This window comes from Microbacterium sp. LjRoot45 (assembly GCF_964253325.1).
Classification (GTDB): domain Bacteria; phylum Actinomycetota; class Actinomycetes; order Actinomycetales; family Microbacteriaceae; genus Microbacterium.
Genome location: NZ_CAXUQM020000001.1, coordinates 1,295,376 through 1,319,862, shown reverse-complemented (window position 1 = coordinate 1,319,862; position 24,487 = coordinate 1,295,376). Strand labels below are relative to the sequence as shown.

At 69.1% G+C, this 24,487-nt stretch carries 27 protein-coding genes; 14 read left to right on the top strand and 13 right to left on the bottom strand.

The genetic code is table 11. The features are described from left to right. Positions 1-47 precede the first annotated feature (47 nt). From ACSQ18_RS06220 to glgA, 3 genes are all read right to left on the bottom strand, one after another. Entirely contained in the window at positions 48-305 is a 258-nt protein-coding gene (locus ACSQ18_RS06220; RefSeq protein WP_060958672.1) for a type B 50S ribosomal protein L31, read from the bottom strand. Between the two features lie 121 nt (positions 306-426). Further along, positions 427-1,221 carry an ABC transporter ATP-binding protein gene (locus ACSQ18_RS06215; RefSeq protein ID WP_144807729.1) on the bottom strand — a complete coding sequence of 265 codons (795 nt, stop codon included), beginning with the start codon at positions 1,219-1,221 and terminating at the stop codon, positions 427-429. 26 nt (positions 1,222-1,247) lie between these two features. Continuing rightward, positions 1,248-2,435: a glycogen synthase gene (gene glgA, locus ACSQ18_RS06210; protein WP_436036267.1), complete on the bottom strand. Its 1,188-nt coding sequence runs from the start codon at positions 2,433-2,435 to the stop codon at positions 1,248-1,250. Between the two features lie 47 nt (positions 2,436-2,482). On the opposite strand from glgA, the gene glgC reads away from it, so the two are divergent. After that, a complete protein-coding gene (gene glgC / locus ACSQ18_RS06205; RefSeq protein ID WP_436036266.1) occupies positions 2,483-3,727 on the top strand; it encodes a glucose-1-phosphate adenylyltransferase in 1,245 nt (414 codons plus the stop codon). A 21-nt stretch (positions 3,728-3,748) separates the two neighbouring features. After that, positions 3,749-4,384: a phosphoserine phosphatase SerB gene (gene serB, locus ACSQ18_RS06200; RefSeq protein ID WP_436036265.1), complete on the top strand. Its 636-nt coding sequence runs from the start codon at positions 3,749-3,751 to the stop codon at positions 4,382-4,384. Between the two features lie 85 nt (positions 4,385-4,469). Here serB and fabG read toward each other — a convergent pair whose 3' ends face one another. Beyond that, entirely contained in the window at positions 4,470-5,180 is a 711-nt protein-coding gene (gene fabG / locus ACSQ18_RS06195; protein ID WP_436036264.1) for a 3-oxoacyl-ACP reductase FabG, read from the bottom strand. Positions 5,181-5,332: 152 nt separating this feature from the next. Between fabG and ACSQ18_RS06190 the strand changes: the two genes are divergently transcribed. The 4 genes from ACSQ18_RS06190 to ACSQ18_RS06175 all read left to right on the top strand — a co-directional run bounded on the left by ACSQ18_RS06190 (position 5,333) and on the right by ACSQ18_RS06175 (position 7,378). Next, positions 5,333-5,914, top strand: a complete 582-nt coding sequence (locus ACSQ18_RS06190; protein ID WP_436036263.1) for a DUF4190 domain-containing protein — start codon at positions 5,333-5,335, stop codon at positions 5,912-5,914. An 83-nt stretch (positions 5,915-5,997) separates the two neighbouring features. Continuing rightward, the gene (locus tag ACSQ18_RS06185) at positions 5,998-6,345 is read left to right on the top strand and encodes a DUF3099 domain-containing protein (RefSeq protein ID WP_436036262.1); all 348 of its coding nucleotides are present in this window, start codon (positions 5,998-6,000) and stop codon (positions 6,343-6,345) included. Further along, a complete protein-coding gene (locus ACSQ18_RS06180) occupies positions 6,342-6,545 on the top strand; it encodes a hypothetical protein (protein ID WP_436036261.1) in 204 nt (67 codons plus the stop codon). Before ACSQ18_RS06185 ends, ACSQ18_RS06180 begins: the two co-directional genes overlap by 4 nt. Beyond that, a complete protein-coding gene (locus tag ACSQ18_RS06175; protein ID WP_436036260.1) occupies positions 6,542-7,378 on the top strand; it encodes an SURF1 family cytochrome oxidase biogenesis protein in 837 nt (278 codons plus the stop codon). Before ACSQ18_RS06180 ends, ACSQ18_RS06175 begins: the two co-directional genes overlap by 4 nt. Here ACSQ18_RS06175 and ACSQ18_RS06170 read toward each other — a convergent pair. Then, positions 7,365-8,963, bottom strand: a complete 1,599-nt coding sequence (locus ACSQ18_RS06170; protein ID WP_144807720.1) for an ABC-F family ATP-binding cassette domain-containing protein — start codon at positions 8,961-8,963, stop codon at positions 7,365-7,367. The genes ACSQ18_RS06175 and ACSQ18_RS06170 overlap by 14 nt on opposite strands. 262 nt (positions 8,964-9,225) lie before the next feature. Between ACSQ18_RS06170 and ACSQ18_RS06165 the strand changes: the two genes are divergently transcribed. The 6 genes from ACSQ18_RS06165 to ACSQ18_RS06140 all read left to right on the top strand — a co-directional run bounded on the left by ACSQ18_RS06165 (position 9,226) and on the right by ACSQ18_RS06140 (position 14,883). Further along, positions 9,226-9,858 (top strand): biotin transporter BioY, encoded by a 633-nt coding sequence (locus ACSQ18_RS06165; RefSeq protein WP_436036259.1) that lies wholly within the window; start codon positions 9,226-9,228, stop codon positions 9,856-9,858. A 103-nt stretch (positions 9,859-9,961) separates the two neighbouring features. Further along, positions 9,962-11,002 carry an iron-siderophore ABC transporter substrate-binding protein gene (locus ACSQ18_RS06160; RefSeq protein ID WP_436036258.1) on the top strand — a complete coding sequence of 347 codons (1,041 nt, stop codon included), beginning with the start codon at positions 9,962-9,964 and terminating at the stop codon, positions 11,000-11,002. Positions 11,003-11,027: 25 nt separating this feature from the next. Then, a complete protein-coding gene (locus ACSQ18_RS06155; protein ID WP_436036256.1) occupies positions 11,028-12,077 on the top strand; it encodes a FecCD family ABC transporter permease in 1,050 nt (349 codons plus the stop codon). A gap of 44 nt (positions 12,078-12,121) precedes the next feature. Continuing rightward, positions 12,122-13,141 carry a FecCD family ABC transporter permease gene (locus ACSQ18_RS06150; protein WP_436038391.1) on the top strand — a complete coding sequence of 340 codons (1,020 nt, stop codon included), beginning with the start codon at positions 12,122-12,124 and terminating at the stop codon, positions 13,139-13,141. Further along, positions 13,138-13,959, top strand: coding sequence for an ABC transporter ATP-binding protein (locus ACSQ18_RS06145; RefSeq protein ID WP_436036255.1), 822 nt, complete (start codon positions 13,138-13,140; stop codon positions 13,957-13,959). Before ACSQ18_RS06150 ends, ACSQ18_RS06145 begins: the two co-directional genes overlap by 4 nt. Positions 13,960-13,980: 21 nt before the next feature. Next, a complete protein-coding gene (locus ACSQ18_RS06140) occupies positions 13,981-14,883 on the top strand; it encodes a siderophore-interacting protein (protein ID WP_436036254.1) in 903 nt (300 codons plus the stop codon). 2 nt (positions 14,884-14,885) lie between these two features. On the opposite strand, the gene ACSQ18_RS06135 is transcribed toward ACSQ18_RS06140, so the two are convergent. The 7 genes from ACSQ18_RS06135 to sufB form a co-directional block, all read right to left on the bottom strand. Then, entirely contained in the window at positions 14,886-16,241 is a 1,356-nt protein-coding gene (locus ACSQ18_RS06135) for an MFS transporter (RefSeq protein ID WP_436036253.1), read from the bottom strand. Then, positions 16,238-17,428: a MalY/PatB family protein gene (locus tag ACSQ18_RS06130; protein WP_436036252.1), complete on the bottom strand. Its 1,191-nt coding sequence runs from the start codon at positions 17,426-17,428 to the stop codon at positions 16,238-16,240. Before ACSQ18_RS06130 ends, ACSQ18_RS06135 begins: the two co-directional genes overlap by 4 nt. A 103-nt stretch (positions 17,429-17,531) precedes the next feature. Beyond that, positions 17,532-17,861, bottom strand: a complete 330-nt coding sequence (locus ACSQ18_RS06125; protein WP_144807712.1) for a metal-sulfur cluster assembly factor — start codon at positions 17,859-17,861, stop codon at positions 17,532-17,534. A 9-nt stretch (positions 17,862-17,870) separates the two neighbouring features. Then, positions 17,871-18,656 carry a Fe-S cluster assembly ATPase SufC gene (gene sufC / locus ACSQ18_RS06120; RefSeq protein ID WP_436036250.1) on the bottom strand — a complete coding sequence of 262 codons (786 nt, stop codon included), beginning with the start codon at positions 18,654-18,656 and terminating at the stop codon, positions 17,871-17,873. Positions 18,657-18,669: 13 nt separating this feature from the next. After that, positions 18,670-18,999, bottom strand: coding sequence for a non-heme iron oxygenase ferredoxin subunit (locus ACSQ18_RS06115; protein WP_436036249.1), 330 nt, complete (start codon positions 18,997-18,999; stop codon positions 18,670-18,672). After that, positions 18,996-20,177, bottom strand: coding sequence for a Fe-S cluster assembly protein SufD (sufD, locus tag ACSQ18_RS06110; protein ID WP_436036248.1), 1,182 nt, complete (start codon positions 20,175-20,177; stop codon positions 18,996-18,998). The genes ACSQ18_RS06115 and sufD overlap by 4 nt, the downstream gene beginning before the upstream one ends. Continuing rightward, on the bottom strand, positions 20,177-21,595 hold the full coding sequence (gene sufB, locus ACSQ18_RS06105) for a Fe-S cluster assembly protein SufB (protein ID WP_144807708.1): 1,419 nt from the start codon (positions 21,593-21,595) through the stop codon (positions 20,177-20,179). Before sufB ends, sufD begins: the two co-directional genes overlap by 1 nt. A 291-nt stretch (positions 21,596-21,886) precedes the next feature. On the opposite strand from sufB, the gene ACSQ18_RS06100 reads away from it, so the two are divergent. Together ACSQ18_RS06100 and ACSQ18_RS06095 are read left to right on the top strand one after the other, a co-directional pair. Then, positions 21,887-22,879 (top strand): COX15/CtaA family protein, encoded by a 993-nt coding sequence (locus tag ACSQ18_RS06100; RefSeq protein ID WP_436036247.1) that lies wholly within the window; start codon positions 21,887-21,889, stop codon positions 22,877-22,879. Between the two features lie 117 nt (positions 22,880-22,996). Next, positions 22,997-23,419 carry a dinucleotide-utilizing enzyme gene (locus ACSQ18_RS06095; protein ID WP_436036246.1) on the top strand — a complete coding sequence of 141 codons (423 nt, stop codon included), beginning with the start codon at positions 22,997-22,999 and terminating at the stop codon, positions 23,417-23,419. Between the two features lie 94 nt (positions 23,420-23,513). Here the strand turns inward: ACSQ18_RS06095 and ACSQ18_RS06090 are convergent, their stop codons facing one another. Continuing rightward, positions 23,514-24,434, bottom strand: coding sequence for a heme o synthase (locus ACSQ18_RS06090; RefSeq protein WP_436036245.1), 921 nt, complete (start codon positions 24,432-24,434; stop codon positions 23,514-23,516). Positions 24,435-24,487: the final 53 nt, after the last annotated feature.

The following is a 24,487-nucleotide window of genomic DNA, read 5'->3' as shown; positions in this document are numbered from 1 at the left end:
CAGAAACGACGAAGGCCCCGCCGGAGCGGGGCCTTCGCGGAAGCGGCTTACTTGCTGGAGCCGCCGAAGTTCTTGAAGCGCTGGTTGAACTTCTCGACGCGGCCGGCCGAGTCCATGATGCGCTGCTTGCCCGTGTAGAACGGGTGCGAGGCGGACGAGATCTCGACGTCGATGACCGGGTAGGTCTCACCGTCCAGCTCGATCGTCTTGTCGCTGGACACCGTCGAACGGGTCAGGAAGGTCTCACCGGAGCCGAGGTCGCGGAACACGACGGCCTTGTACTCGGGGTGGATGTCAGTCTTCATTGGGTTCCTCACGAGATGCCCTGGATTTTGCCAGGGGCGGGTGGAAGTCTGCGGTGCGAACGCACCAAAGAACGATCTTACCACTCCCGGCACCGGCGAACCGACCGAGCGTGGTAGAAGGTCAGTACGCGCCCGCCGCCGCGCGCGCCGCGTACCGGCCGCCGTCCTCCGTGAGGACGATCTCGGCCCCGAACGTCGCGGTCAGGTTGTCGGCCGTGAGGGCCTCCCCGATCGGGCCGGCCGCGACCACCTGCCCGTCGCGCAGCAGCAGCACGTGGGTGAATCCGACCGGGATCTCCTCCACGTGGTGGGTCACCATCACCATCGCCGGCGTCGTCGGCTCCTGCGCGTAACCGCTGAGAAGCGCGAGCAGCTCTTCGCGCGCCCCGAGATCGAGGCTCGCGGTCGGCTCGTCCAGCAGCAGGAGCTCCGGGTCGGTCATGACGGCCCGCGCGATCTGCACACGCTTCTGCTCGCCGTCGGACAGCGTTCCGAAGGTGCGCTCGGCGAGGTGCTCGAGCTTCCACGTCGCCAGGACGCGGCGGGCGCGACGTTCGTCGATCGCCTCGTACGACTCGTTCCACCGGCCGAGCACCGAGAACGCGGCCGTCAAGACGACGTCGAGCACGGTCTCCTCCGGCGGCACACGCTTGGCCATCGCCGACGATGCGAATCCGATCCGGGGACGAAGCTCGAATACGTCCGTGCGACCCAACCGCTCGTCGAGGATCGTGACGGAGCCGGACGTCGGGTGGATGAGCGTCGACGCCAGTTGGAGGATCGTCGTCTTGCCCGCCCCGTTGGGACCGAGGATCACCCACCGCTGGTCGTCGGTGACACTCCATGCGAGATGGTCGACGATGTTTCGAGCATTGCGGCGGACGACGACGTCAGCGAACTCCAGGACCAGCGGCATGCTCCCAGCCTATCGACTGGCGGGGGTCACTTCCCCGTCACCTCGCGGTACAGCGCCGAGGTGGCATCCGCGATCGCCTGCCAGCTGAACTCGTCCGCGGCTCGCCGTCGCCCCGCCTCGCCGTAGGCACGCGCCGCCTCGGGATCGGTGACGACCTCGGTGAGGGCGGCGGCGAGGTCGGCGACGAATCGGTCGGGGTCGGTCGGGGTGCCCGTGCCGTCCTGCACCTGGTCGATCGGGACGATGCGGCCCGTGACGCCGTCGACGACGACCTCGGGGATGCCGCCCGTCCCGGTGCCCACCACCGCTGCCCCGCACGCCATCGCCTCGAGGTTGACGATGCCCAGCGGCTCGTACACCGATGGGCACACGAACGTCGTGGCCGCCGTCAGGATCGCGCAGAGCTGGTCGCGCTGGAGGAACTCGTCGATCCAGACGACACCGTCGCGCTGTTGCTGCAGCTCACGGACCAGCCCCTCGACCTCGGCAAGGATCTGCGGCGTGTCGGGCGCTCCGGCGCACAGGATCACCTGCACGTCCGCGGGGAGCAGCGCGGCCGCGCGCAGGAAGTACGGCAGGCCCTTCTGGCGGGTGATCCGGCCGACGAACACCACCGACGGTCGTGACGGGTCGATCCCGAACCGCTCCAGCAGCGCTTCGTCGTGCACGGGGCGCCACGACTCGACGTCGATGCCGTTGTAGATGACCTTGACCCGGTCGGGATCCAGCGACGGGTAGCTGCGCAGGATGTCCTGGCGCATGCCTTCGCTGACCGCCACGACGGCCGCCGCGCCTTCGTAGGCGGTCTTCTCGATGAAGCTCGAGACCGCGTAGCCGCCGCCGAGCTGCTCCGCCTTCCAGGGGCGCAGCGGCTCGAGCGAGTGCGCTGTCACGATGTGCGGGATGCCGTGCAGCAGCGACGCGAGGTGACCGGCGAAGTTGGCGTACCAGGTGTGACTGTGGACGACATCGGCGCCCGCGACGTCGCCGACGATCTCCAGATCCGTGCCCAACGTCTGGAGCGCCGCATTCGCCTCGGACAGCTCCGCGGGAACGCCGTAGGCGGTCGTCCCGGGCTCGTCGCGAGGGGCGCCGAAGGCCCGCACGCGCACGTCGATGTGGTCGCGCAGCGCCTTGACGAGCTCCGTCACGTGGACCCCCGCGCCTCCGTAGATCTCCGGCGGGTACTCCTTCGTGACGATGTCTACGCGCATGGGACGAACGCTAGTACAGACGCGATCACGGGGCATAGTGTGGTGCCATGCCTGCAGCGCCGAAGGTCTTTGGAATCATCCTCGCGGGCGGCGAGGGGAAGCGGCTCATGCCCCTCACCGTCGACCGAGCCAAGCCCGCCGTGCCCTTCGGTGGGCAGTACCGGCTCATCGATTTCGCGATCTCGAATCTCATCAACTCGAGCCTCCGTCAGATCGTCGTGCTCACCCAGTACAAGTCGCACAGTCTCGACCGCCACGTCTCGCAGACCTGGCGGATGTCGGCGCTGCTCAACTCGTACGTCACCTCTGTCCCGGCGCAGCAGCGGTTGGGCAAGCGGTGGTTCTCCGGCTCCGCCGACGCGATCCTCCAGTCCCTCAACCTCATCCACGACGAGAAGCCCGACATCGTGATGGTGATCGGTGCGGACCACGTCTACCGGATGGACTTCGAGCAGATGCTGCAGGCCCACATCGAGTCGGGGGCCAAGGCGACCGTCGCCGGCATCCGTCAGCCGATCTCGCTGGCCAACCAGTTCGGGGTCATCGACGTCGACCCGACCGACAACATCACGATCCGCGACTTCCTCGAGAAGCCCCAGAACCCCACGGGCCTCTCGGACAACCCGAATGAAGTGCTCGCCTCCATGGGTAACTACATCTTCGATGCGCAGGCCCTCATCGAGGCCGTCGAGGCCGACGGCGAACTGCCGACGTCGAACCACGACATGGGCGGCGACATCATCCCCTACTTCGTCGGTCGGGGCGAAGCCGCCGTCTACGACTTCAAGCGCAACGACGTGCCCGGTTCCACAGCCCGGGACAAGGACTACTGGCGCGACGTGGGCACGATCGAGTCGTTCTTCGACGCGCACATGGATCTCATCTCGACCCTTCCGATCTTCAACCTCTACAACACGGACTGGCCGATCCACTCGCAGTCGCTGAACTCGCCGCCTGCGAAGTTCGTGCGAGACGGCGTCGGCCGGATGGGCAACGCGATCGACTCCATCGTGTCCCTCGGTTCCGTTCTGTCGGGCACGCACCTGGAGCGCAGCGTCGTGGGTCCGTGGACGTTGTCGGGAGGCGGGTCGACCATCACCGACTCGGTGCTGTTCGACCACGTCAACGTCGGCGCCGGCGCACGGGTGCATCGCGCGATCCTCGACAAGAACGTCGTCCTCGACGCGGGCGCGACAGTGGGCGTCGATCGCGAACGCGACCTTGCGCGCGGCTACACGATCACCGAGAGCGGCATCACGGTCGTCGGGAAGAACGTGCACGTCACGGCCTGACCGGCTCGGTAGGTTGGGAGCGTGCCTGACGCCCGCTTCCTCGTCGTCTTCGACGCCGACTCCACTCTCATCCGCAACGAGGTCATCGAACTCATCGCCGACGAGGCGGGGCGCGGCGCCGAAGTCGCTGCCGCGACGGAGGCCGCGATGCGCGGCGAGGTCGACTTCGCCACGAGCCTGCGCAGTCGCGTCCACGCCCTGCGCGGCGTTCCGGTCTCCGCGTTCGCCCGGGTTCTCGCGCGGATAGAACCGACCCCGGGCGTCCGCGAACTCATCGCCGAGATCCATCGTCGCGGGGGTATCGCCTCCGTCGTCTCCGGCGGGTTCCACGAGATCCTCGACACGGTGGCCCCCGACCTCGGCGTCGACGTGTGGCGTGCCAACCGGCTCACCGTCGACGAGGGCGTGCTGTCGGGCTCCGTCGACGGCCCCATCGTCGACGCCGCGGCCAAGGCCGACGCACTCCGTCAGTGGGCCGCCGAACGCGGCATCCCTCGCCATCGCACCATCGCCGTCGGCGACGGAGCGAACGACCTGCACATGATGGCGGACGCCGGGCTCGGCCTGGCCTTCAACGCCAAGCCGACCGTGCGCGCGCGTGCGGACCTCGTGATCGATCGCGTCGATCTCCGAGAGGTCATCCCGCTTCTGCCGTGACGACGCAGACCCTCGGTGGGTCGCCGTTCCGTGGGCTGTCGGCTTTCGTTTTCCGGCTCGCGAGGAGGAATCCCGCCGGCCCTGGTCAGTGGCCCATGCCGAGCCCGCCGTCGACGGGGATCACCGCACCCGAGATGTATGCCGCGTCGTCCGATGCCAGCCAGGTGACGACACCGGCGACCTCGTCGGCCGTGGCGAACCGGCCCGCGGGGATGTTCCGCTTGTACTCGGTCTGCGTGTCCCCGGGGAGCTCCGCGGTCATGTCGGTCTCGATGAACCCCGGCGCGACGACGTTGGCCGTGATGCCGCGCCCGCCGAGCTCGCGGGTGAGCGAGCGCGCGAAGCCGACGAGGGCGCTCTTGGAAGACGAGTAGTTGATCTGCCCGGCGGAGCCGTAGAGTCCGACGACGCTCGAGATCAGGATGACGCGACCCCACTTGGCGCGCAGCAATCCCTTCGCCGCGCGCTTGACGACGCGGAACGTGCCGCCGAGGTTCGTCGAGACGACCGAGTCGAAGTCGTCCTCCGACATGCGCAGCAGCAGCGTGTCCTTCGTGATGCCCGCGTTGGCGATGACGATCTCGACGGGGCCGAGCTGCTGCTCGACCTCGGTGAAGGCGGCATCGACCTGCGCGGCATCCGTCACGTCGGCACGTACCGTCAGGGTGCCGGCGGGACCTTCGCCCGACCGCGCGGTGACGGCCACGCGGTAGCCCGCAGCGACGAAGCGCTCGGCGATGGCGCGGCCGATGCCGCGGTTGCCTCCCGTGACGAGAACGACGCGATCGGTCGACATGAGTGCTCCTGGAGTTCGATGGCGGCTCAGCGACCCCGGAAGGGGCGCATCGGGCGCGTAGCGCCGGTCTAGCCTACTGGGACGGCCGGGCCCTCTCCCGGGTTCGGTGGCAGGACCGATAGCCTGGATCGCAGGCAACCAGAGGAGATTTCGTGAGCGAGCCCACCCCGCCGAGCAACGCCCCCGTCCCCGAGGGCCTGACGCCCCCCGCCCCCGGCGCCGCCTCGCAGAACCCGCCGCTTCCGCCGTACGCGGCCGCGCAGCCGCCGGCCGGTGCGACACCGTACCAGGCGCCCGCCTACCCGCCTCCCGCCTACGGCGCCCCCGGACAGGCGGGCGCGCAGCCTCCCGCCGCCGGCTACCCGTCCGGCGCCTATCCCCCGCCCGCCGGGTACGGCGCTCCCGCCGCCTACGCCCCGCCGGCGTATGGCGCTCCCGCAGGCTACGCCGCGCCGTACGGCTACGCGACCGTGCGGACGAACCCCCTCGCGGTGACCTCGATGGTCGCCTCGCTCGTGGGCTTCGTGCTCGCATGGACGTGGGTGCTCGCCCTCGGCCTGATCGTCGGCGTGATCACCGGACACATCGCGCTCGCCCAGATCACCCGCACGAAGGAGAAGGGCCGCGGCATGGCCCTGGCAGGTGTGATCGTCGGTTGGATCGGCATCGGCTTCGGCGTCCTGCTCGCCGTCATCATCGGACTGTTCGTCACGACCTCACCGTCCAACTTCTGACGGCGTCGCGATCCGGCGGACATGCGTCCGCGATGTCCCGGACCGGCGTAGCCTGGATGCACCGTGAAAACCTCGGAGCTGTCATGAAGTCGCGCACGCCGCAGTCGGCGACGTCTCTGCGTCGCGCGCCGCGCGATGACGCCCACGCGCGGATGACGAAGTACTTCATCATGATGAGCGTTCGCGTCGTCTGCTTCGTCCTGATGGTCGTCATCACGCCGTACGGCTGGCACACCGGCATCCTCGCGGTCGGGGCCGTCGCACTCCCCTATCTGGCCGTGATCGTGGCGAACGTCGGGTCGGCTCCGGACGAGCCGGATGCCGTTCCGCCCGAGCGGCAGATCACCGCCGCGACGGCGCCGCCCGCACCGGCGAACCCGACCGTCATCCGCATCTCCGAGTCGCAGGCGAAGCCGCCGGCCGAGTCGTGAGCACCACCGTCTGCTCGCGCGCCGGGTGCCGCGCCGATGCCGCGTGGCAGGTCGTCTGGCGCAATCCCCGGATTCACGCCGCCGACCGCCGAAAGATCTGGACCGCGTGCGAGGACCATGTGACGTATCTCCGCGACTACCTCGCCGCTCGTGACTTCCCGGTCGAGGTAGAACGCTTCGACGCCGCGGGTGCATCATGAGGACCGGTGCCCGCTGGGCGGGGTACGTGGCGTTCGCGGTGGTCTTCGCCGTCGCGTGCGGGTTCCTCGCCGACTGGCAGTTCACCCGCAACGCCGACCGCGAAGAGCAGTTGACCCTCATCGCCGCCAACTACGACGCGGCCCCCGTTCCCCTCGCGGAGCTGGTTGCCGCCGACGGCGAGTTCGATCCGGCGGACCAGTGGCATCCGGTCGTCTTGGAGGGCCAGTACCTCCCCGACGAGCAGCTTCTCGTGCGAAATCGACCGCACGGCGGGACGAGCGCGTTCGAGGTGCTCGTGCCCTTCCGCCTGGACGATGGTCGAGTGCTCGTCGTCGACCGGGGATGGGTGCCGCCCGGAGAGAACTCCCCCGACCCGGATGCCGTCCCCGACCCTCCCACGGGCGAGGCGACGGTCATCGTGCGGCTGCAGCCGGGTGAGCCGCTTCCGCGATCGGGACGCACTGCGCCGGAGGGTCAGGTACCCACCATCCATCTGCCGCTGATCGCCGAGACGATCGCGTCGGGCGACGCCACGATGACCGATGTCTACGGCCTGATGGTGTCCGAGTCGCCTGCACCGGCTACGCAGCCCTCGGCCCTCGCGTCGCCGTCGGAAGACCCGGGACCCCATCTGTCCTACGCGATCCAGTGGATCCTCTTCGCCGTGATGGGGTTCGTCTTCATCTGGTACATGATCCGCACCGAACGGCGGCACCGCCGAGAGGATGCCGAGGACGGCGACGGCCGGCCCCGCGTTCCGCGGGAGAAGCGGCGACGCGACCGCGACATGCAGGAGGAGGACGCGCTCCTCGACGCGGTCACGCCAAGGTGATCAGGTCGATGTAGTCGCGACCCCAGATGTCCTCGACGCCGTCGGGCAGGATGAGGACGCGCTCGGGGTTCAGCGCCTGCACGGCACCCTCGTCGTGGGACACGAGCACCACTGCGCCCTCGTAGTGGGCCAGCGCGCCCAGGATCTCTTCGCGGGACGCGGGATCGAGGTTGTTGGTCGGCTCGTCGAGCAGGAGCATGTTCGCGCTGGAGACGACGAGCGTCGCAAGGGACAGTCGGGTCTTCTCCCCTCCGGAGAGCACACCGGCGGGCTTGAGCACGTCATCGCCCGTGAAGAGGAATGAGCCGAGCACCTTCCTCGCCTCGGTGGCGGTGATGTCGGGGGCGGCGGACATCATGTTGTCGAGCACCGATCGACTCACGTCGAGATTCTCGTGCTCCTGCGCGTAGTACCCCACCTTCAGGCCGTGTCCCGGCTCGATCGATCCGGTATCGGGGGCATCGACGCCCGCGAGGATCCTCAGGAGTGTCGTCTTCCCCGCGCCGTTCAGTCCGAGCACGACGACCTTCGAGCCGCGATCGATCGCGAGGTCGACGTCGGTGAAGATCTCCAGCGATCCGTACGACTTCGACAGGTTCTTCGCCATGAGCGGCGTCTTGCCGCAGGGGGCGGGCTTGGGGAACCGCAGCTTCGCCACCCGGTCGTCCTGGCGCACCTCGTCCAGTCCCGACAGCATCTTCTCGGCACGTGCGACCATCTGGTGCGCCGCCGCAGCCTTCGATGCCTTCGCGCCGAACCGAGCTGCCTGCTGCTGCAGAGCGGTCGCCTTCTTCTCGACGTTCGCGCGCTCCTTCTTGCGGCGCTCCTCGTCGGCGACCCGCTGACGCAGGTAGTTCTTCCAGTTCATGTTGTAGACGTCGATGACCTGGCGCATGGCATCGAGGTAGAACACACGGTTCACCGTTTCGCCCACGAGCTCGACATCGTGACTGATGACGATGAGCCCGCCCTTGTAGTTCTTGAGGAACTCGCGGAGCCAGACGACGCTGTCGGCGTCGAGGTGGTTGGTCGGCTCGTCGAGGATCATCGTCTGAGCGTCGGAGAAGAGGATGCGCGCGAGCTCGATGCGGCGACGCTGTCCTCCGGAGAGCGTCTTGAGCGGCTGGTCGAGGATGCGGTCGGGCAACGACAGGTTGTGCGCGATGGATGCCGCCTCCGCCTCGGCGGCGTAACCCCCGAGCGCCTCGAAGCGCTCGGTCAGGTTGCCGTAACGCCGCATGGCTTTCGCAGCGACGTCGGCATCGTCCGAACCCATGAGCTCGCTGGCCTCGTGCATACCCAGGAGCAGGGAGCCGAGCCCGCGCGCGTCGAGGATGCGGGTGCGTGCCAGCATCTCGGGGTCGCCCGAGCGGGGGTCCTGCGGCAGGTATCCCAGCTCGCCCGAGCGCTCTACTTTGCCGTCGGCCGGGAGCAGGTCACCCGCGAGCACCTTCGTCAGGGTTGTCTTCCCAGCGCCGTTGCGGCCGACGAGCCCGATCTTGTCGCCGTCGGACACACGGAACGACACCTCCGACATGAGCGTGCGTGCGCCCACGCGGATCTCGAGGTCGTGCACGGCGAGCACAGCGGACGTCCGTTCGGTCGTGAATGGGTGATGGCCGAGTGGCCAGCCTCCGAGTCTACCGGCCGGGGAGGCGCGACGCGTCCGGCCGCGGGCGTCGACCCACCCGCGCGCGTGGTCGAACCCCGACAGAAATCGCCGATCCTCTTGTCGGACTCGGTACACAAAGTCGCACGGCACCGCCCATAGGATGAGTCGCGACGTCGCCGACCTGTCCGGCGCGCTTCCGGATCAGCTCGGCACACCATGCCCCGAAGGAGACCGCATGTCCCTCACCGCCTCCGCCCGCCGCCCCGTCCTCACCGACCTCATCGCCCGCCCTCGTGCGGGCGCTCGGGTGTTCGCGCTGGATGCCACGCTCGTCCTCGCGGGCGCCGCGGTGGTCGCTCTCCTGGCGAAGGTCTCGTTCTTCATCGGCCCCGTGCCGATCACGGGGCAGACGCTCGGCGTGATCGTCGTCGGAGCGGCGCTGGGATCGCGCCGGGGTGCAGCCTCGCTCACGACCTACCTGCTTGCGGGCCTGGCGGGCGCTCCGGTCTTCGCGGGAGCGACGGCGGGGCCCGCCTACGTGCTGGCTCCGTCCTTCGGCTTCGTTCTGGGCTTCATTCCCGCCGCGTTCCTCGCAGGCTGGTTCGCCGAGCGGGCCTGGGACCGCACACCGTGGCTCGCATTCGTGGGCTTCATCTCGGCATCCATCGTCCCGTTCCTGATCGGCGTCCCGTACATGGCGCTCATCTTCGCGACCGTGCTCGACAAGACCGTGACCGTCGACGCCGTTCTCGAGGCCGGCGTGTGGCCGTTCATCGTTCCGGGCCTGATCAAGGCGGCGTTCGCCGCCCTCCTGATCCCGGGAGCCTGGCTCCTCGTGCGCACCCTGGAGCGCGGCGCTCGGCGCTGACGACGGGCAGGGAGACCTTCAGTCAGCCTGCAGCGGATTCGCGCACCAGAGGCGAGATAAGTAAAGTAAGGCTGTCCTTACTAGCTCCCCTCTGGAGGAACCTGTGCCCCGATTCCGCACAGCCTCGGTCGCCGCGATCGCGGCCGCCCTGCTGCTCACCGGCTGCGCCACCACGACCACCCCGACGGGCTCCGGCTCCCCCGAGAGCAACGCGAGCGCCGACGCCTTCCCGGTGACCATCACGCACGCATTCGGCGAGACGACCCTCACCGAGAAGCCCGAGCGCGTCGCCACCGTCTCGTGGGCGAATCAGGAGGCCGCCCTCGCGCTGGGTGTCGTTCCCGTCGGCATGCCTGCCGTCACCTGGGGCGACGACGACGGCAACGGCGTGCTTCCGTGGGTCGAGACCAAGCTCGAAGAGCTCGGAGCCGAGACCCCCGTCCTCTTCGACGAGACCGAGGGAATCGACTTCGAGGCTGTGGCGGACACCCGGCCCGACGTCATCCTGGCGGCCTACTCCGGCATCACACAGGAGGACTACGAGACGCTGTCCAAGATCGCTCCGGTCGTGGCGTACCCCGATGTCGCCTGGGGAACGACCTGGCAGGAGCTAACGGTCATCAACGGCACGGCGCTCGGTCTCCGCGACGAAGCAGAAGCACTCGTCGACGACCTGACGGCTCACATCGCCGAGCTCGTCAGCGCGTACCCCGCCGTCGCGGGCAAGACGACGCTGTTCAGCTCGTTCGATGCGACCGACCTCAGCCAGTTGGGCTTCTACTCGCTCGAGGATCCTCGTCCGCTCTTCCTCAACGACCTCGGCCTCGTTCCGGCCGCCACCGTCACCGAGCAGTCGGCCGAGAGTTCCGAATTCTGGATCACCAACAGCACCGAGGAGATCGAGCGGTTCGAAGACCTCGACGTACTCGTCACCTACGGCGACGACGCGACGCTCGCGGCGATGCAGGCCGACCCGCTGCTGTCGCGCATCCCGGCGGTCGCCGACGGCGCCGTCGTCGTGCTCCCGATCGCCAACGCGCCCCTGTCGGCCGCCGCGAACCCGAGCCCGCTGTCGCTGACCGACGACCTCACCGCCGAGTACGTCTCGCTCATCGGCGAGGCCGCTGAGAAGGTCTCGGAGTGACCGGCACCATGAGCGTCCCGGTGCCGTGAGCGTCGACACCCTCACCGCTCCCGCCGCCTCGACCCCCGCTCTCGGGCGCGGGTCGAGGCGGCGGCGGGTCGTGTGGCTGCTCGTCCTGGTCGCATTGCTCGTAGCGGCCGGCATCCTGTCGGTCACCTTCGGAACCCGATCGGTGGCTGTCGGCGACATCCTGGCCGGCCTCGCGGGCGACCTCGACACGGCCTCAGCGGCGGCCGTCGCGAAGCGGGTGCCGCGCACCGTGCTCGCGATGCTCGTCGGCGCGGCGCTGGCTCTCGCGGGCGCGATCATGCAGGGCGTCACGCGCAACCCCCTCGCCGATCCCCAGATCCTCGGCATCAACGGAGGGGCATCGCTCGCGGTGGTCATCGGCATCGCCTTCTTCGGGATCACGAGCGCGTTCGGGTACATCTGGCTCGCCCTCATCGGCGCGGCGGTATCCGCCGTCTTCGTCTACGCGATCGGCTCGCTCGGTCGCGGCGGTCCGAGTCCGCTGAAGCTCGCGCTCGCGGGCGCCGCCACCGCCGTCGCGTTCACGTCGCTCATCAGCGCGATCCTGCTGCCCCGCATCGACGTCATGAGCGTTTTCCGCTTCTGGCAGATCGGCGGCGTGGGTGGCGCGACACCGGACAAGATCGCGCTCGTCATCCCCTTCCTCGCCGTCGGCGCCGTGCTGTGCATCATCAGCGCCACGTCGCTCAACTCGCTCGCACTCGGCGACGAGCTCGCGGCCGGCCTCGGAGAACGCGTGCGCACCGCCCGCCTGGTCTCCGCGCTCGGTGCGGTGATCCTCTGCGGCGCCGCGACCGCCGTCGCCGGCCCCATCGGGTTCGTGGGACTCATCGTCCCCCACATCTGCCGCCTTCTCGTCGGGCCGGACCACCGCTGGCTCCTACCGGTGACCGCCCTCACCGGGGCGATCCTCCTCACCGTCGCCGATGTCGTCGGCCGCGTCATCGCGCGACCCGAGGAAGTCGAGGTCGGAATCGTGACGGCCCTCATCGGTGCGCCGTTCTTCATCGCGATCGTCCGCCGCCAGAGGATGCGTGCCCTGTGAGCTCCCCGGCATCCACGGAGCGGGTTCCCTCCGCCCCCTCGACACTGCGCATCGTGGCGAAAGCGCGAGCCCGACGCGCACGCCGACGCCGCGTCGTCACGGGCGGGCTGCTCGCGGCGGTCCTCATCCTCTTCGCCGCCTCGCTCATGGTCGGCCAGACCTTCTACGGGCCTGCCGAGGTCTGGGGGGTCCTCACGGGTCAGACCGTTCCGGGCGCATCTTTCACGGTCGGCGAGCTCCGACTCCCCCGCGCCACCGTCGCCCTGTTGACGGGTTTCTGCTTCGGCATGGGCGGTGTCGTCTTCCAGACGATGCTGCGCAATCCGCTGGCCAGCCCCGACATCATCGGCGTGAACTCCGGGGCGAGCGCCGCCGCCGTCGTCGGGATCGTCGTCCTTTCCCTCGACGAAACAGCTGTCTCGTTCCTCGCCACCGTCGCGGCACTGGCGACGGCGCTCACGATCTATCTGCTCGCCTTCAAGGACGGCGGCGCGAGCGCCCGATTCATCCTCATCGGCATCGGCGTCGCGGCCATCTTCAACAGCGTCGTCTCGTACGTCATCTCCCGGGCGGCGGAGTGGGACCTGCAGGCGGCCATGCGCTGGATCACGGGCAATCTGAACGGGAGCTCCTGGGATCAGGCCGTGCCGCTCGCCCTCGCCATGGCGGTGCTCGTGCCGGTGGTGCTCCTGCTCGCCCGCGACCTCGAACTGCTGCGGCTGGGCGACGAGACGGCATCTGCGCTCGGCGTGCCGGTGGAGCGTCGACGGGTGCTCCTCATCGTCGCCGCCGTCGGCCTGCTCGCCTTCGCCACGGCCGCAGCGGGGCCCATCTCGTTCGTCGCGTTCCTCGCGGGTCCGATCGCCGCGCGGCTGCTCGGCCCCAACGGCTCACCCGTGCTGCCCGCGGCACTGTTCGGCTCGGCTCTCGTCCTCGCCGCCGACCTCGTCGCACAGTACGGGCTCGGCACGCGCCTCCCGGTCGGCGTCGTCACCGGCGTGCTCGGAGCCCCGTATCTCATCTTCCTGCTGATCCGCAGCACTCGCTCGGGGGGTTCCCTATGACCGCTGACCGTTCTCTCCTCGCCAACGGTGTGCAGCTGAGCTACGGCGACCGCACGATCGTCGACGGCCTCGACCTGGAGATCCCCGCGGGTCGCGTGACCGCCATCGTCGGCGCCAACGCATGCGGCAAATCGACCCTGCTGAAGGCGATGGCGCGACTGCTCACACCTCGAGCCGGTCAGGTGCTGCTCGACGGCAAAGACATCCATCGCCTGCCGACGAAGCAGGTGGCCCGCGACCTCGGGCTCCTCCCCCAGTCGCCGATCGCGCCCGAGGGCATCACCGTCTCCGACCTCGTGAGCCGCGGGCGCACGCCCCACCACGGCCCCTTCGCGCGCTGGACGCGCGCCGACGACGAAGCGGTCGCCCGCGCTCTCGACACGACCGACACGACGGCGCTGGCAGACCGCTCCGTCGACGAGCTCTCCGGCGGACAGCGGCAGCGGGTGTGGATCGCCATGGCACTGGCACAGGAGACCGATGTGCTCCTCCTCGACGAACCGACGACATTCCTCGACGTGAGCCACCAGATCGACGTGCTCGACCTCCTCACCGACCTCAATCGCACTCGGGGAACGACGGTCGTCATGGTCCTCCACGACCTCAATCTCGCCGCACGCTATGCGGATCACCTCGTGGCCATGGCCGACGGACGCCTCTACGCCGCCGGAGACCCCACGAGCGTTCTCACGACCGAGACGGTCGATGCGGTCTTCGGACTCGTGAGCCAGATCATCCCCGACCCACTCACCGGTCGCCCGCTCGTTCTTCCCATCGGTCGCCATCACGTGCCGGCCGCCTCCACCGACACCGCCTGACCCCCCTCCCGGACGGACCCCATGACTGACACTCTCCGCTTCTTCCGCGCCCCCGTGCGTGCGATCTCCGACGTGACGCCCAGCTTCCGGCGGTTCACCTTCGGTTCCGCCGACCTCGCCGACTACGGCGACCCAGGGTTCGATCAGCGCGTCAAGATCCTGTTCCCCACCCCCACGGCGTCCCTCGACGACATGCCCACGGGCGACGACTGGTACGACCGCTGGCGCGAACTGCCTGACGAGCGACGTCCGGTCATGCGCACGTACACGACCCGAGCCGTGCGCAACGACGCCGGCGAGGTCGACATCGACATGGTCGCCCACGACGTGGTGGGCCCTGCGTCGGCCTGGATCTCCGAGGCATCCGTCGGCGACGAGGTGCTGATCCTCGCTCCGACCAGGTCTCACACCGGCGTCAGCTACGGCATCGACTTCGTCCCGCCCGCGCGCAGCGAGAACATCCTCCTCGCGGGCGACGAGACCGCCGCGCCCGCGATCGCCGTCATCCTCGAGCAGCTTCCGCCCGAGGCGCGCGGCGTCGTCGTCGTCGAGTTGCCGCACCCTGCCGACGCCGAGTACCTGCCGCGACATGACGGGTTCGAGTACCACGTGTCGGCGCGGGAAGGCGATGCCACACGCCACACCCATCTGCTCACCGCCGTTGCGGAGTGCGCGGAGCGGCTCGTGCCCGGTGGTCGTGGTGCCGATGTCGAGGAGATCGACGTCGATACCGACATCCTGTGGGAAGTCCCCCGCACGGCGAAAGGCGGTGCCGCGCTGAAGAGCGCACCGCTCTACTCGTGGCTCGCCGGAGAGGCCGGAGCGATCAAGACGCTGCGACGGCATCTCGTGACCGAGCGAGGGGTCGACCGGCGCGCGGTGGCCTTCATGGGCTACTGGCGACTGGGACGCTCCGAGAACTGACGTCAGCGCGCGGGAGCCTGGTGTGCGTGACCGAGGCGCAGGCCCGGCACCAGTGCGAGCAGCGCCAGCGCCGCGGCCAACAGGAACACCGCGACGAAGCTCGCGACGGTGGCCTGCAGCATCACGAACACGAGCCCCATCGCGGCGATCGATGCAGACGCGCCGATCGAGTCGGAGATCGATAGCGCCGACGAGTTGAACCCCTGGTTCTGCGGCGTGGAGTAGGCGAGGGTGAGCACCGTCAACCGGGGATACATCAACCCCATGCCACCTCCGGCGAGTGCCCACCCCACGATCAGCACCGCGGGGTGCAGGGCGAACGCTGCCGTCGCCGCGGCTGCGAGCGTCGCGGCGAGGAGCTGGACGGTGCCGAGCAGGGTGATGCGTGTGTTCCCGAGCCGATCGCCGAACCGTCCCTGGAGGTCTGCTCCGAGCGCCCACAGGAGCGCGGCGGTCGTGAGTCCGAGCCCCGCCCAGGTCGAGGAGAAGCCGTACTCCTCGATGAGGAGGTACGGCACGTAGATCTCGGCCCCGAAGAGGGCTCCCGCGATCAGACCCCTCATGAGGATGACGCTCGGAAGGCCGCGCCTCGCACGCAGGGTCGACGTGGGAAGGAGCGGGCGCGCACCCCAGCCGATCGCTGCCAGTGACAGCGCGATCACCGGCAGCGACCAGGCACCGGCCTCACCCGCCAGACTCAGGCCGAGGGCCCCCACCGCGACGACGATCGCCCACGACAGTCTGCGGAGCACCGGGGCATCCGAGGGCTCGCTCGTGCGAAGCGGCAGTCCGCGCAGACGCAGGAAGACGACGATGAAGGCGATCGCGGTGAGTACGGCCACCCCGAGGAACACCCACCGCCAGTGCAGGTAGTCCGCGACCGCGCCCGCGAGCACGGGGCCGACGATCGAAGGCACGACCCACGCCGCGGAGAACGCGGCGAAGACGCGCCCGTGCAGCGCCGTCGGGTAGACGCGAGCGACGACGACGTAGAGCGCGACGGTCTGGCCCCCGGTCCCGAGCCCCTGCACCAGGCGCCCGACGACGAGCGTGGTCATGTCGCCGGCGGCACCCGCGATCAGCAGACCCACCACGAAGAGCCCCACGGCGGATGCCAGCGGGAGCACGGGATCGGTCCGATCGCACCACGCCCCGACGGCGACCATGCCGATGACGCTCGTGGCCAGCGTTCCGGCGAAGGCCACGGCGTACAGCGCCGCCCCATCCAGGTCGGCGCTCACCACCGGCATCACGGTCGTGACGGCGAGCGCCTGCGTGGCGGCGAGGAAGATCATCGCCACCGCACCCGCGGTCACCCAGACGTACTGCGGATGCCAGATCCGTTCGGTCGTGGTCACGATGCGGCGGCAAGGGCTCCGATGCGCGCGATCGCCGTGCGGAGCAGGTCGGGCGAGCATCCGAAGTTGAGCCGTACGTGGCCGATGCCCTGTGCGCCGAAGAGCGGGCCGTGGTGGAGCGCGACCTTGGCATCCGTCAGGATCCGCCGCGCCGGGTCGTCGCCCCAGCCGTACGCCGAGACATCGATCCATGCGAGGTAACCCGCGTCGGGCACACGGTAGCGCGCGAGCGGGAGGTGCTCGGCGAGCAGCTCGGCCAGCAGGCGACGGTTGCGGTCAAGGGTCGTCTTGAGCCCGGCGAGCCATGCGTCGGAGGCCTCGTCGAAAGCGGCGACGCCGGCCAGCGCCCCGAACAGGCCGGTCCGCCATTCCACCTCCGGCCAGAGTCCGCGGAGAACCGCGCTGGGGCCGTCGGCCGCCGTGATCATCAGCGCGCACTTCAGGCCCGCGAGGTTGTAGGCCTTCGAGGCGCTCGTCACGGCGTACCCCACCTCTGCCGCGGTGTCGGACGCGGCGAGGAACGGCGTGAACGGACCGTCATGAACGAGCGGCGCATGGATCTCGTCGCTGATGACGACCGCACCGTGGCGATGGGCGAGGTCGGCGAGGGCGGCGAGCGATGCCCGGGAGTGCACGGTGCCGGTCGGGTTGTGCGGGTTGCACAGGAGCACGGCGCGGGCTCCGCCGGCGAGGGCGGCGTCGATGCCGGCGAGGTCGAGCGACCAGCCCGCTCCGTCGTCGATGAGCGGCACCTCCTCGACGACACCACCGGCTTCGGGGATGCACATCGAGAAGGGCGGGTAGACGGGGGGCGCGATGATGACGCGGTCGCCCGGCTGGATCGTCGCCCGGAGGAGCTCGACGACGCCCATCATGACGTCGCCGGTGGAACGTACCCGTGCGGGGTCGACCGTCCAGCCCCAGTGTCGGGCAGCGTAGGCGGCGAAGGTCGCGCGGAGGCCGGGATCGGGCGGGGTGTACCCCGTGTCGCCGGCGTCGATGGCCGCGTGGAGGACAGCCGTGATCGGTTCGGCGAGCGCGAAATCGGTCTCGGCGACGAACATGGGGATCACGTCGTCGGGATACGACTGCCACTTGGTGCTCGAGCGGCGGCGAAGCGCGTCCAGGGGCAGCGCCTCCAGCGGTGGAGTCTCGGGGACGAGGGTGTCGAGGGGCGGTACCGTCACCTCTCGACCCTATCCCCGGCCGCCGACTCCGGCCCCTCCTCCGTGACACCGTCCGTCACTTTGGCCGCCGGGGGCGCACGACGAAGTCGCGGAGTCTCCCGGATCAGATGGCGAAGCCGAGTGCCCGCATCATGTCGCGTCCGTCATCGGTGATCCGCTCGGGACCCCACGGCGGCATCCAGACCCAGTTGATCCGGAAGCGGTCTACGACGTTGTCGAGCGCCTGCGCGGTCTGCTCTTCGAGCACGTCCGTGAGAGGGCAGCCCGCCGACGTCAGCGTCATGTGGATGACGAGAGCGTCGTTCTCGTCATCCCAGCTGAGGTCGTAGATGAGGCCCAGGTCGACGACGTTGATCCCGAGTTCCGGGTCCATGACGTCCTTGAGCGCCTCTGTGACCTCGTCGTGCTTGTCGGGGCTGAGCGTGGCGGTCATGCGTCGATCCTAGGCCTCGACGGCATCCGCGGGCTCGGACGAACCCTCGTCGAGGTACCGGTCGTAGCCCTCGTCCTCGAGGCGATCGGCCAGCTCCGGCCCGCCCTCCTCGGCGATCCGGCCCTTGACCATGACGTGCACGAAGTCGGGCTTGATGTAGCGGAGGATGCGCGTGTAGTGCGTGATGAGGAGCACGCCGAGGTCGGTCTCGCCCTTGGCGCGGTTGACGCCCTCGGAGACGATCTTCAGGGCGTCGACGTCGAGCCCGGAGTCGGTCTCGTCGAGAACGGCGATCGCGGGGCGCAGGAGTTCCAGCTGCAGAATCTCGTGACGCTTCTTCTCGCCGCCCGAGAAACCTTCGTTGACGTTGCGGCTCGCGAACTTGGGATCCATGCGGAGGTTCTTCATCGCCCCCTTGACGTCCTTCGTCCACGTGCGGATGGCGGGAGCCTCGCCGTCGATGGCCGTCTTCGCGGTGCGCAGGAAGTTTGTGACGGTGACGCCGGGGATCTCTACCGGATACTGCATCGCGAGGAAGAGCCCCGCTCGCGCCCGCTCGTCGACGGACATCTCCAGCACGTCTTCGCCGTCGAGGGTGATCGAACCGGAGGTCACCGTGTACTTGGGGTGCCCGGCGATCGTGTACGCCAGGGTGGACTTGCCCGAGCCGTTCGGGCCCATGATGGCGTGGGTCTCCCCGGTGCGAACCGTCAGGGTCACGCCGTTGAGGATCGGGGTCGTGCCGGCGTCGGTCTCGACCGTCACGTGGAGGTCGCGGATCTCGAGAACAGCCATGTCAGTACCTTCTTCAGTTCACTTCTTTGGTGACGGTCGGGTCGATGAGGACGTCGTCGCCATCGATGGTCACCGCATAGACGGGCACCGGCTCGTAGGCCGGAAGGTTGAGGGGGCGGCCGGTGCGCAGCGAGAAGGCGGAACCGTGGGCCCAGCACTCCAACGTCTCCCCCTCGACGAAACCGTCGGCCAGGGAGATGTCGCCGTGGGTACAGGTGTCGCCGATCGCGTGCACCTCACCATTGCCGTCGAGCACGACGGCCATCGGCACGCCATCGATCTCGACGCGCACGGCGGCGTCCTGCTCCAGTTCGCTGAGCTTCAGCACCTTCTGCGCGGTCATGCCTGCACTCCCGCGGCGAGCTCGGCCTCGATCGCGGCGATGAGCTCCTCTTCGAGGGCGGGGATGCCGGTCTTCTGCACGATCTCGGAGAGGAACCCGAGCACGACCAGACGCCGCGCCTCGGTCTCGGCGATGCCGCGAGCCTGCAGGTAGAACAGCTGCTCGTCGTCGAATCGACCGGTCGCGCTGGCGTGCCCGGCCCCCTGGATGTCGCCGGTCTGGATCTCCAGGTTGGGGATCGAGTCGGCGCGGGCGCCGTCGGTGAGCACGAGGTTGCGGTTGGCTTCGTAGGAGTCGGTGCCGACGGCATCCGGCCCGATGAGCACGTCGCCGATCCAGACGCTGCGCGCGTCGGCGCCCTGCAGGGCACCCTTGTAGAGCACGTCTCCGACGGTGTGCGGACCCTTGTGGTGGAGGTAGACCTGGCTCTCGAAGTGCTGCCCCGCGTCGGCGAACGACAGCCCGTACAGCTTGCCGTCGGCGCCCGCGCCCGCGAGTTCCACCGAAGGGTTCACGCGGACGAGGCGACCACCGAGGGTCACGACGATATGCGTGAGAGACGCGTCGCGGTCGACGCGCGCCTGGTGGGATGCCAGGTGCACCGCGTCGTCGTCCCACCGCTGCACGCTGATGACCGTGAGGGCGGCACCGTCGCGGACGATGATCTCGACGTTCTGGGCCTGGTGCGCGGTGCCTTCGTGGCGGAGGACGACGGTGGCGCGGGATGCCGGCTGGGCCTCGATCACGACGTGGGCGTGGGCGAGACCGCCGCTGCCCGTGAGCCGCACGATGACGGGCTCCGCGAGCTCGACCCCGGCGGGGATGCGGATGAGCGGCGCGTCGGTCTCCTGCGTCCAGGCGATGGCGCTGGCGAGGTCTTCGGGACGGAACACCTCTCCGCGCGGTGCCTGGTCGGGACCGAGTCGGAGTTGCTCGACGCCCTCGGGTGCGGTCACCTCCACGGAGATGATCCCGTGAGGACCGGCCTCGTTCTGGAGAAGGGGCTGGGCGAGCGAGATCGGCGTGTGCTTCCAGTTCACCTCGCGCCCCGTCGGGGTGCCGAAATCGGCGGGATCGAACGAGGTGGGCCGCTCCGAGCGGGTCTGCACGGGGACGAACGCCGCCGCAGGGTCGATGTGGCCCTCTGCCGCGGCAGGGGCCTGAGTAGCGGTCGCCATCAGCCGACGGATCCTTCCATGCCCATCTCGATGAGCTTGTTGAGCTCGAGCGCGTACTCCATCGGGAGCTCCCGCGCGATCGGCTCGATGAAGCCGCGGACGATCATGGCCATGGCCTCGTCCTCCGGCATCCCCCGGCTCATGAGGTAGAACAGCTGCTCCTCGCTCACCTTCGAGACGGTCGCCTCGTGGCCGAGCTGCACGTCGTCGACGCGGATGTCGATCGCCGGGTAGGTGTCGGAGCGGGAGATGGTGTCGACGAGGAGCGCGTCGCAGCGGACGGTGTTGGCGGAGTGGTGCGCGTTGGCATCCACCCGCACTTCACCGCGGTAGCCTGCCCGGCCGCCGCCTCGCGCGATCGACTTCGAGACGATCGAGGACTGCGTATAGGGCGCCATGTGGATCATCTTGGCGCCGGCGTCCTGGTGCTGGCCCGGGCCCGCGAACGCGACGGAGAGCGTCTCGCCCTTGGCGTGCTCGCCCATGAGGTAGATGGACGGGTACTTCATCGTGACCTTGGAGCCGATGTTCCCGTCGACCCACTCCATGGTGGCGCCCTCGTGAGCGACGGCACGCTTGGTCACGAGGTTGTAGACGTTGTTCGACCAGTTCTGGATCGTCGTGTAGCGCACGCGGGCGTTCTTCTTGACGATGATCTCCACGACCGCCGAATGCAGCGAGTCGCTCTTGTAGATCGGGGCCGTGCAGCCTTCGATGTAGTGCACGTAGGAGCCCTCGTCGGCGATGATGAGCGTCCGCTCGAACTGGCCCATGTTCTCGGTGTTGATGCGGAAGTAGGCCTGCAGCGGGATCTCGACGTGCACGCCGGGCGGCACGTAGACGAAGGAGCCTCCCGACCAGACCGCGGTGTTCAGCGCCGCGAACTTGTTGTCTCCGGCGGGAATGACACTGCCGAAGTACTCCTCGAAGAACTCGGGGTGCTCCTTGAGCGCCGTGTCGGTGTCCATGAAGATGACACCCTGCTCCTCCAGCTCCTCCTGGATCTGGTGGTAGACGACCTCGGACTCGTACTGCGCGGCCACGCCGGCGACGAGGCGGGCGCGCTCCGCTTCGGGGATGCCGAGGCGCTCGTACGTGTTCTTGATGTCCTCGGGAAGGTCTTCCCACGACTGCGCCTGCTTCTCCGTCGAGCGCACGAAGTACTTGATGTTGTCGAAGTCGATGTCGGAGAGGTCGGCGCCCCACGTCGGCATGGGCTTGCGACCGAAGAGCTGGTGGCCCTTGAGTCGCGTCTTCAGCATCCACTCGGGCTCCGACTTCAGCGCGGAGATGTCGCGGACGACAGCCTCGCTCAGGCCGCGCTTCGCGCTGGCACCCGCGGCGTCCGCATCGTGCCAGCCGAACTCGTAGACACCGAGGCCCTCGAGTTCCGGACGGTCGATCAGCACATCCGACATGGTTTTCCTCCTCTTCGGCCGCAACGGTGTCATCCGCTCCGGCATTCCCCCGACCCCGTCGTTCTCACGCTGGAGGGTCGTGGACGTGGAGAGGGATGCCGCTTTCAGGGCCGTTCGTGTTGTCGCTCCTCCCGGACGGACCGGGCGGAACCGGCGCTGACGACGCGCCTAGACTTAGGGGGACAGCACGCGCATCGCGCGACTGTTCCAACCCTTCGAGTCTACAGGCAACGCCCGACCCCGTGGCGTGGCCTCACGCCCTTCCGGGCACCATCACAGGAGGCGACGCGCATGTCGGGTGCGACCAGCGGCGTGGAGATCGACCAGCGCCCCGCGGGCGAGGAACGACTCCGGAGCCGCTTCCGTCTCCCCGGACGCATCGGCCGCGCCACGCGCGTGCTGGCGTGGCTCGTGCTGGCGAGCAACGTGCTGATCGTCGGAACCGGCGGGCTCGTGCGCCTCACCGGGTCGGGCATGGGGTGCGAGACGTGGCCCTACTGCACAGCGGACTCGCTGGTGCCTACACGCGAGCTCGGCATCCACGGGCTCATCGAGTTCGGCAACCGCACGCTCACGGGCGTCCTCGTCGTGGTCGCGCTCCTCGCGTTCCTCTCCGTCGTGCGCCTGGCCGCGCCCCGCCGCGACCTCGTCGCCCTGACACTCGCCGTCGGACTCGGCATCATCCTCCAAGCGGTGATCGGCGGGATCACGGTGTGGATGCACCTGCACCCGAGCATCGTCGGCCTGCACTACCTCATCTCCGCCGCGCTCGTCGCCGTCTCCACGGTCTACGTGCACCGCGTCCACGCCGCCCCCGGGCCGCGCGTGCGTCGCGTGACTCCGGCGTACGCCGCTCTCGTCCACGCGACGAGCGCCGCCGTCCTGGTCACGGTGGTCGTCGGCATCCTGCTCACGGGGGCAGGCCCCCACGCCGGCGACGACGCCGCCGCGCGCAACGGTCTCGATCCCGTCTTCTGGCAGCACGTCCACAGTTGGCCGGCCTATGTCACCCTCGCGCTGACCCTCACGATCTTCGCGCTGTCGTTCCGGATGCCGGGAGAGCTGCGCCTGCCCCGGTGGACGGGACTGCTGCTGCTCGTCGAGTTGGTGCAGATCGGGGTCGGCCTCTGGCAGGCGCGGACGGGTCTTCCGATCGTGCTCGTCAACATCCACATGGTGCTCGCGGTGTGCCTCGTGGCCGCGATGACGGCGGTCGTCATGAACCTGAAGGCGAGCGACGAGTCGGTCGTCACCCCGAAGAGCGCGTACACAGCGGTCTCATAGGCGTCGCATCGGCCCCGCACGGGTCGGTCCCGCACAGTGTCGGAGGCCGCGAACCCGCGGCACCGGCGCTCCGCTTTCCTGCGGGGCACGGTTGCGACACCCGAGGAGCACCCATCCATGTCCACTCGTCCCCGTCTGACCCACAGCATCCCGTTCTGGGCGCTCGTCGCCTTCTCCCTGGCATCCGGTCTGACCGGCGCGTACCTGCTCGTCGAGAAGCTCGGCGGTATGGACGCCCGCCTCACCGACGGCACCGCCACGAGCAACGACGTGTATGTCGGTCAGATCTGGGCTATCCTCGGCGCGATCCTGATCGGCGCGGGTGTCGTCGGCCTCACCCTGGCGCTGACCGTCGCCGCGCTGCGCTCCTTCGTGCCTGCGCAGGCGGCCGAGGTCGTCGAGCCGCCGGCATTCGACGACGAGCACTCCGCCGACGAGTACGGCTACGACGCCCAGCTCGGGTACGAGGCCAACGAGACCACAGAGGCCACGGCGGAGAACTCTGACGCCGACCGCGAGGCCGCGCCCGCGGCACGCTGAGTCCGCCTGGAGGATCCGCGCTTCGCCGGGCCGCACCGCCCCCGCCGGTCCGGCGAAGCGCCCACTCCCGCGATCGCCGCGTCGGAACGCGAGATCAGAACGGCAGCAGCGGGTCGACGGCGATGGCGACGAAGAGCAGCGTCAGATACGTGATCGATGCGTGGAACACGCGCATGGGCTTGGTCTGCTCGCCGCGCACCGCCCGGTTGTAGAGCACGTGGGACTCGTAGATGAACCAGCCGCCGAACACCAGGGCCGACACGGTGTACACGACGCCCATGCCCCCCACGGGGATGAGCAGGAGAGAAGACGCGACGGTCGCCCACGCGTAGAGGATGACCTGCAGCCCGACCTGCGTGCCGCCGCGGGTCGCACCCAGCATCGGCACGTCGACGTCGGCGTAGTCGCCCTTGTACTTCATCGACAGCGGCCAGTAGTGCGGCGGGGTCCACAGGAAGACCAGCAGGAAGAGGATGAACGGCGTCCACGTCAGCGACGCGGTGACGGCCGACCATCCGATCAGCACGGGGAAGCATCCCGCGATGCCGCCCCACACGATGTTCTGCTCCGTACGACGCTTCAGAAGCATCGTGTAGATGACGACGTAGAAGAAGATCGCGGCGACGCTGAGCGAGGCGGCGAGCCAGTTGGTCGTGATCAGCAGCCAGACGGTGGATGCCACGGCCAGCGTCCACGCGAAGACGAGCGCTCCCCGCGGCGAGACCTCGCCCGTCACCAGCGGCCGGTTCTCCGTGCGGTGCATGTGCGCGTCGATGTCGCGGTCGAGATACATGTTGAACGCGGCGGCCGAACCCGCGCTGAGCGACCCGCCGACGACGGTCGCGAACACGAGCCACAGGTCGGGCAGACCGTTCTGCGCGAGGATCATGACCGGCACGGTCGTCACGAGCAGCAGCTCCAGCACGCGCGGCTTCGTCAACTGAACGTATGCCCGGACGGTGCGGCCGAGGGAGGGCTTCGGCGTCGTGCGCCCGCTCGTCGTCGTGATGTCCATCGCCCCCGCCGTTTTGTTCCGGTCGGTTCAGTCTATGGCATCCATTTTCCCGG

What these genes read in the sequence shown, in the direction of transcription:
- ACSQ18_RS06220 (WP_060958672.1), bottom strand. Translation starts at nt 305, where the DNA reads ATGAAGACTGACATCCACCCCGAGTACAAGGCCGTCGTGTTCCGCGAC.
- ACSQ18_RS06215 (WP_144807729.1), bottom strand. Translation starts at nt 1,221, where the DNA reads ATGCCGCTGGTCCTGGAGTTCGCTGACGTCGTCGTCCGCCGCAATGCT.
- glgA (WP_436036267.1), bottom strand. Translation starts at nt 2,435, where the DNA reads ATGCGCGTAGACATCGTCACGAAGGAGTACCCGCCGGAGATCTACGGA.
- glgC (WP_436036266.1), top strand. Translation starts at nt 2,483, where the DNA reads ATGCCTGCAGCGCCGAAGGTCTTTGGAATCATCCTCGCGGGCGGCGAG.
- fabG (WP_436036264.1), bottom strand. Translation starts at nt 5,180, where the DNA reads ATGTCGACCGATCGCGTCGTTCTCGTCACGGGAGGCAACCGCGGCATC.
- ACSQ18_RS06185 (WP_436036262.1), top strand. Translation starts at nt 5,998, where the DNA reads ATGAAGTCGCGCACGCCGCAGTCGGCGACGTCTCTGCGTCGCGCGCCG.
- ACSQ18_RS06175 (WP_436036260.1), top strand. Translation starts at nt 6,542, where the DNA reads ATGAGGACCGGTGCCCGCTGGGCGGGGTACGTGGCGTTCGCGGTGGTC.
- ACSQ18_RS06165 (WP_436036259.1), top strand. Translation starts at nt 9,226, where the DNA reads ATGTCCCTCACCGCCTCCGCCCGCCGCCCCGTCCTCACCGACCTCATC.
- ACSQ18_RS06145 (WP_436036255.1), top strand. Translation starts at nt 13,138, where the DNA reads ATGACCGCTGACCGTTCTCTCCTCGCCAACGGTGTGCAGCTGAGCTAC.
- ACSQ18_RS06140 (WP_436036254.1), top strand. Translation starts at nt 13,981, where the DNA reads ATGACTGACACTCTCCGCTTCTTCCGCGCCCCCGTGCGTGCGATCTCC.
- ACSQ18_RS06125 (WP_144807712.1), bottom strand. Translation starts at nt 17,861, where the DNA reads ATGACCGCCACGCTCAGCCCCGACAAGCACGACGAGGTCACAGAGGCG.
- sufC (WP_436036250.1), bottom strand. Translation starts at nt 18,656, where the DNA reads ATGGCTGTTCTCGAGATCCGCGACCTCCACGTGACGGTCGAGACCGAC.
- ACSQ18_RS06115 (WP_436036249.1), bottom strand. Translation starts at nt 18,999, where the DNA reads ATGACCGCGCAGAAGGTGCTGAAGCTCAGCGAACTGGAGCAGGACGCC.
- sufD (WP_436036248.1), bottom strand. Translation starts at nt 20,177, where the DNA reads ATGGCGACCGCTACTCAGGCCCCTGCCGCGGCAGAGGGCCACATCGAC.
- sufB (WP_144807708.1), bottom strand. Translation starts at nt 21,595, where the DNA reads ATGTCGGATGTGCTGATCGACCGTCCGGAACTCGAGGGCCTCGGTGTC.
- ACSQ18_RS06100 (WP_436036247.1), top strand. Translation starts at nt 21,887, where the DNA reads ATGTCGGGTGCGACCAGCGGCGTGGAGATCGACCAGCGCCCCGCGGGC.
- ACSQ18_RS06095 (WP_436036246.1), top strand. Translation starts at nt 22,997, where the DNA reads ATGTCCACTCGTCCCCGTCTGACCCACAGCATCCCGTTCTGGGCGCTC.
- ACSQ18_RS06090 (WP_436036245.1), bottom strand. Translation starts at nt 24,434, where the DNA reads ATGGACATCACGACGACGAGCGGGCGCACGACGCCGAAGCCCTCCCTC.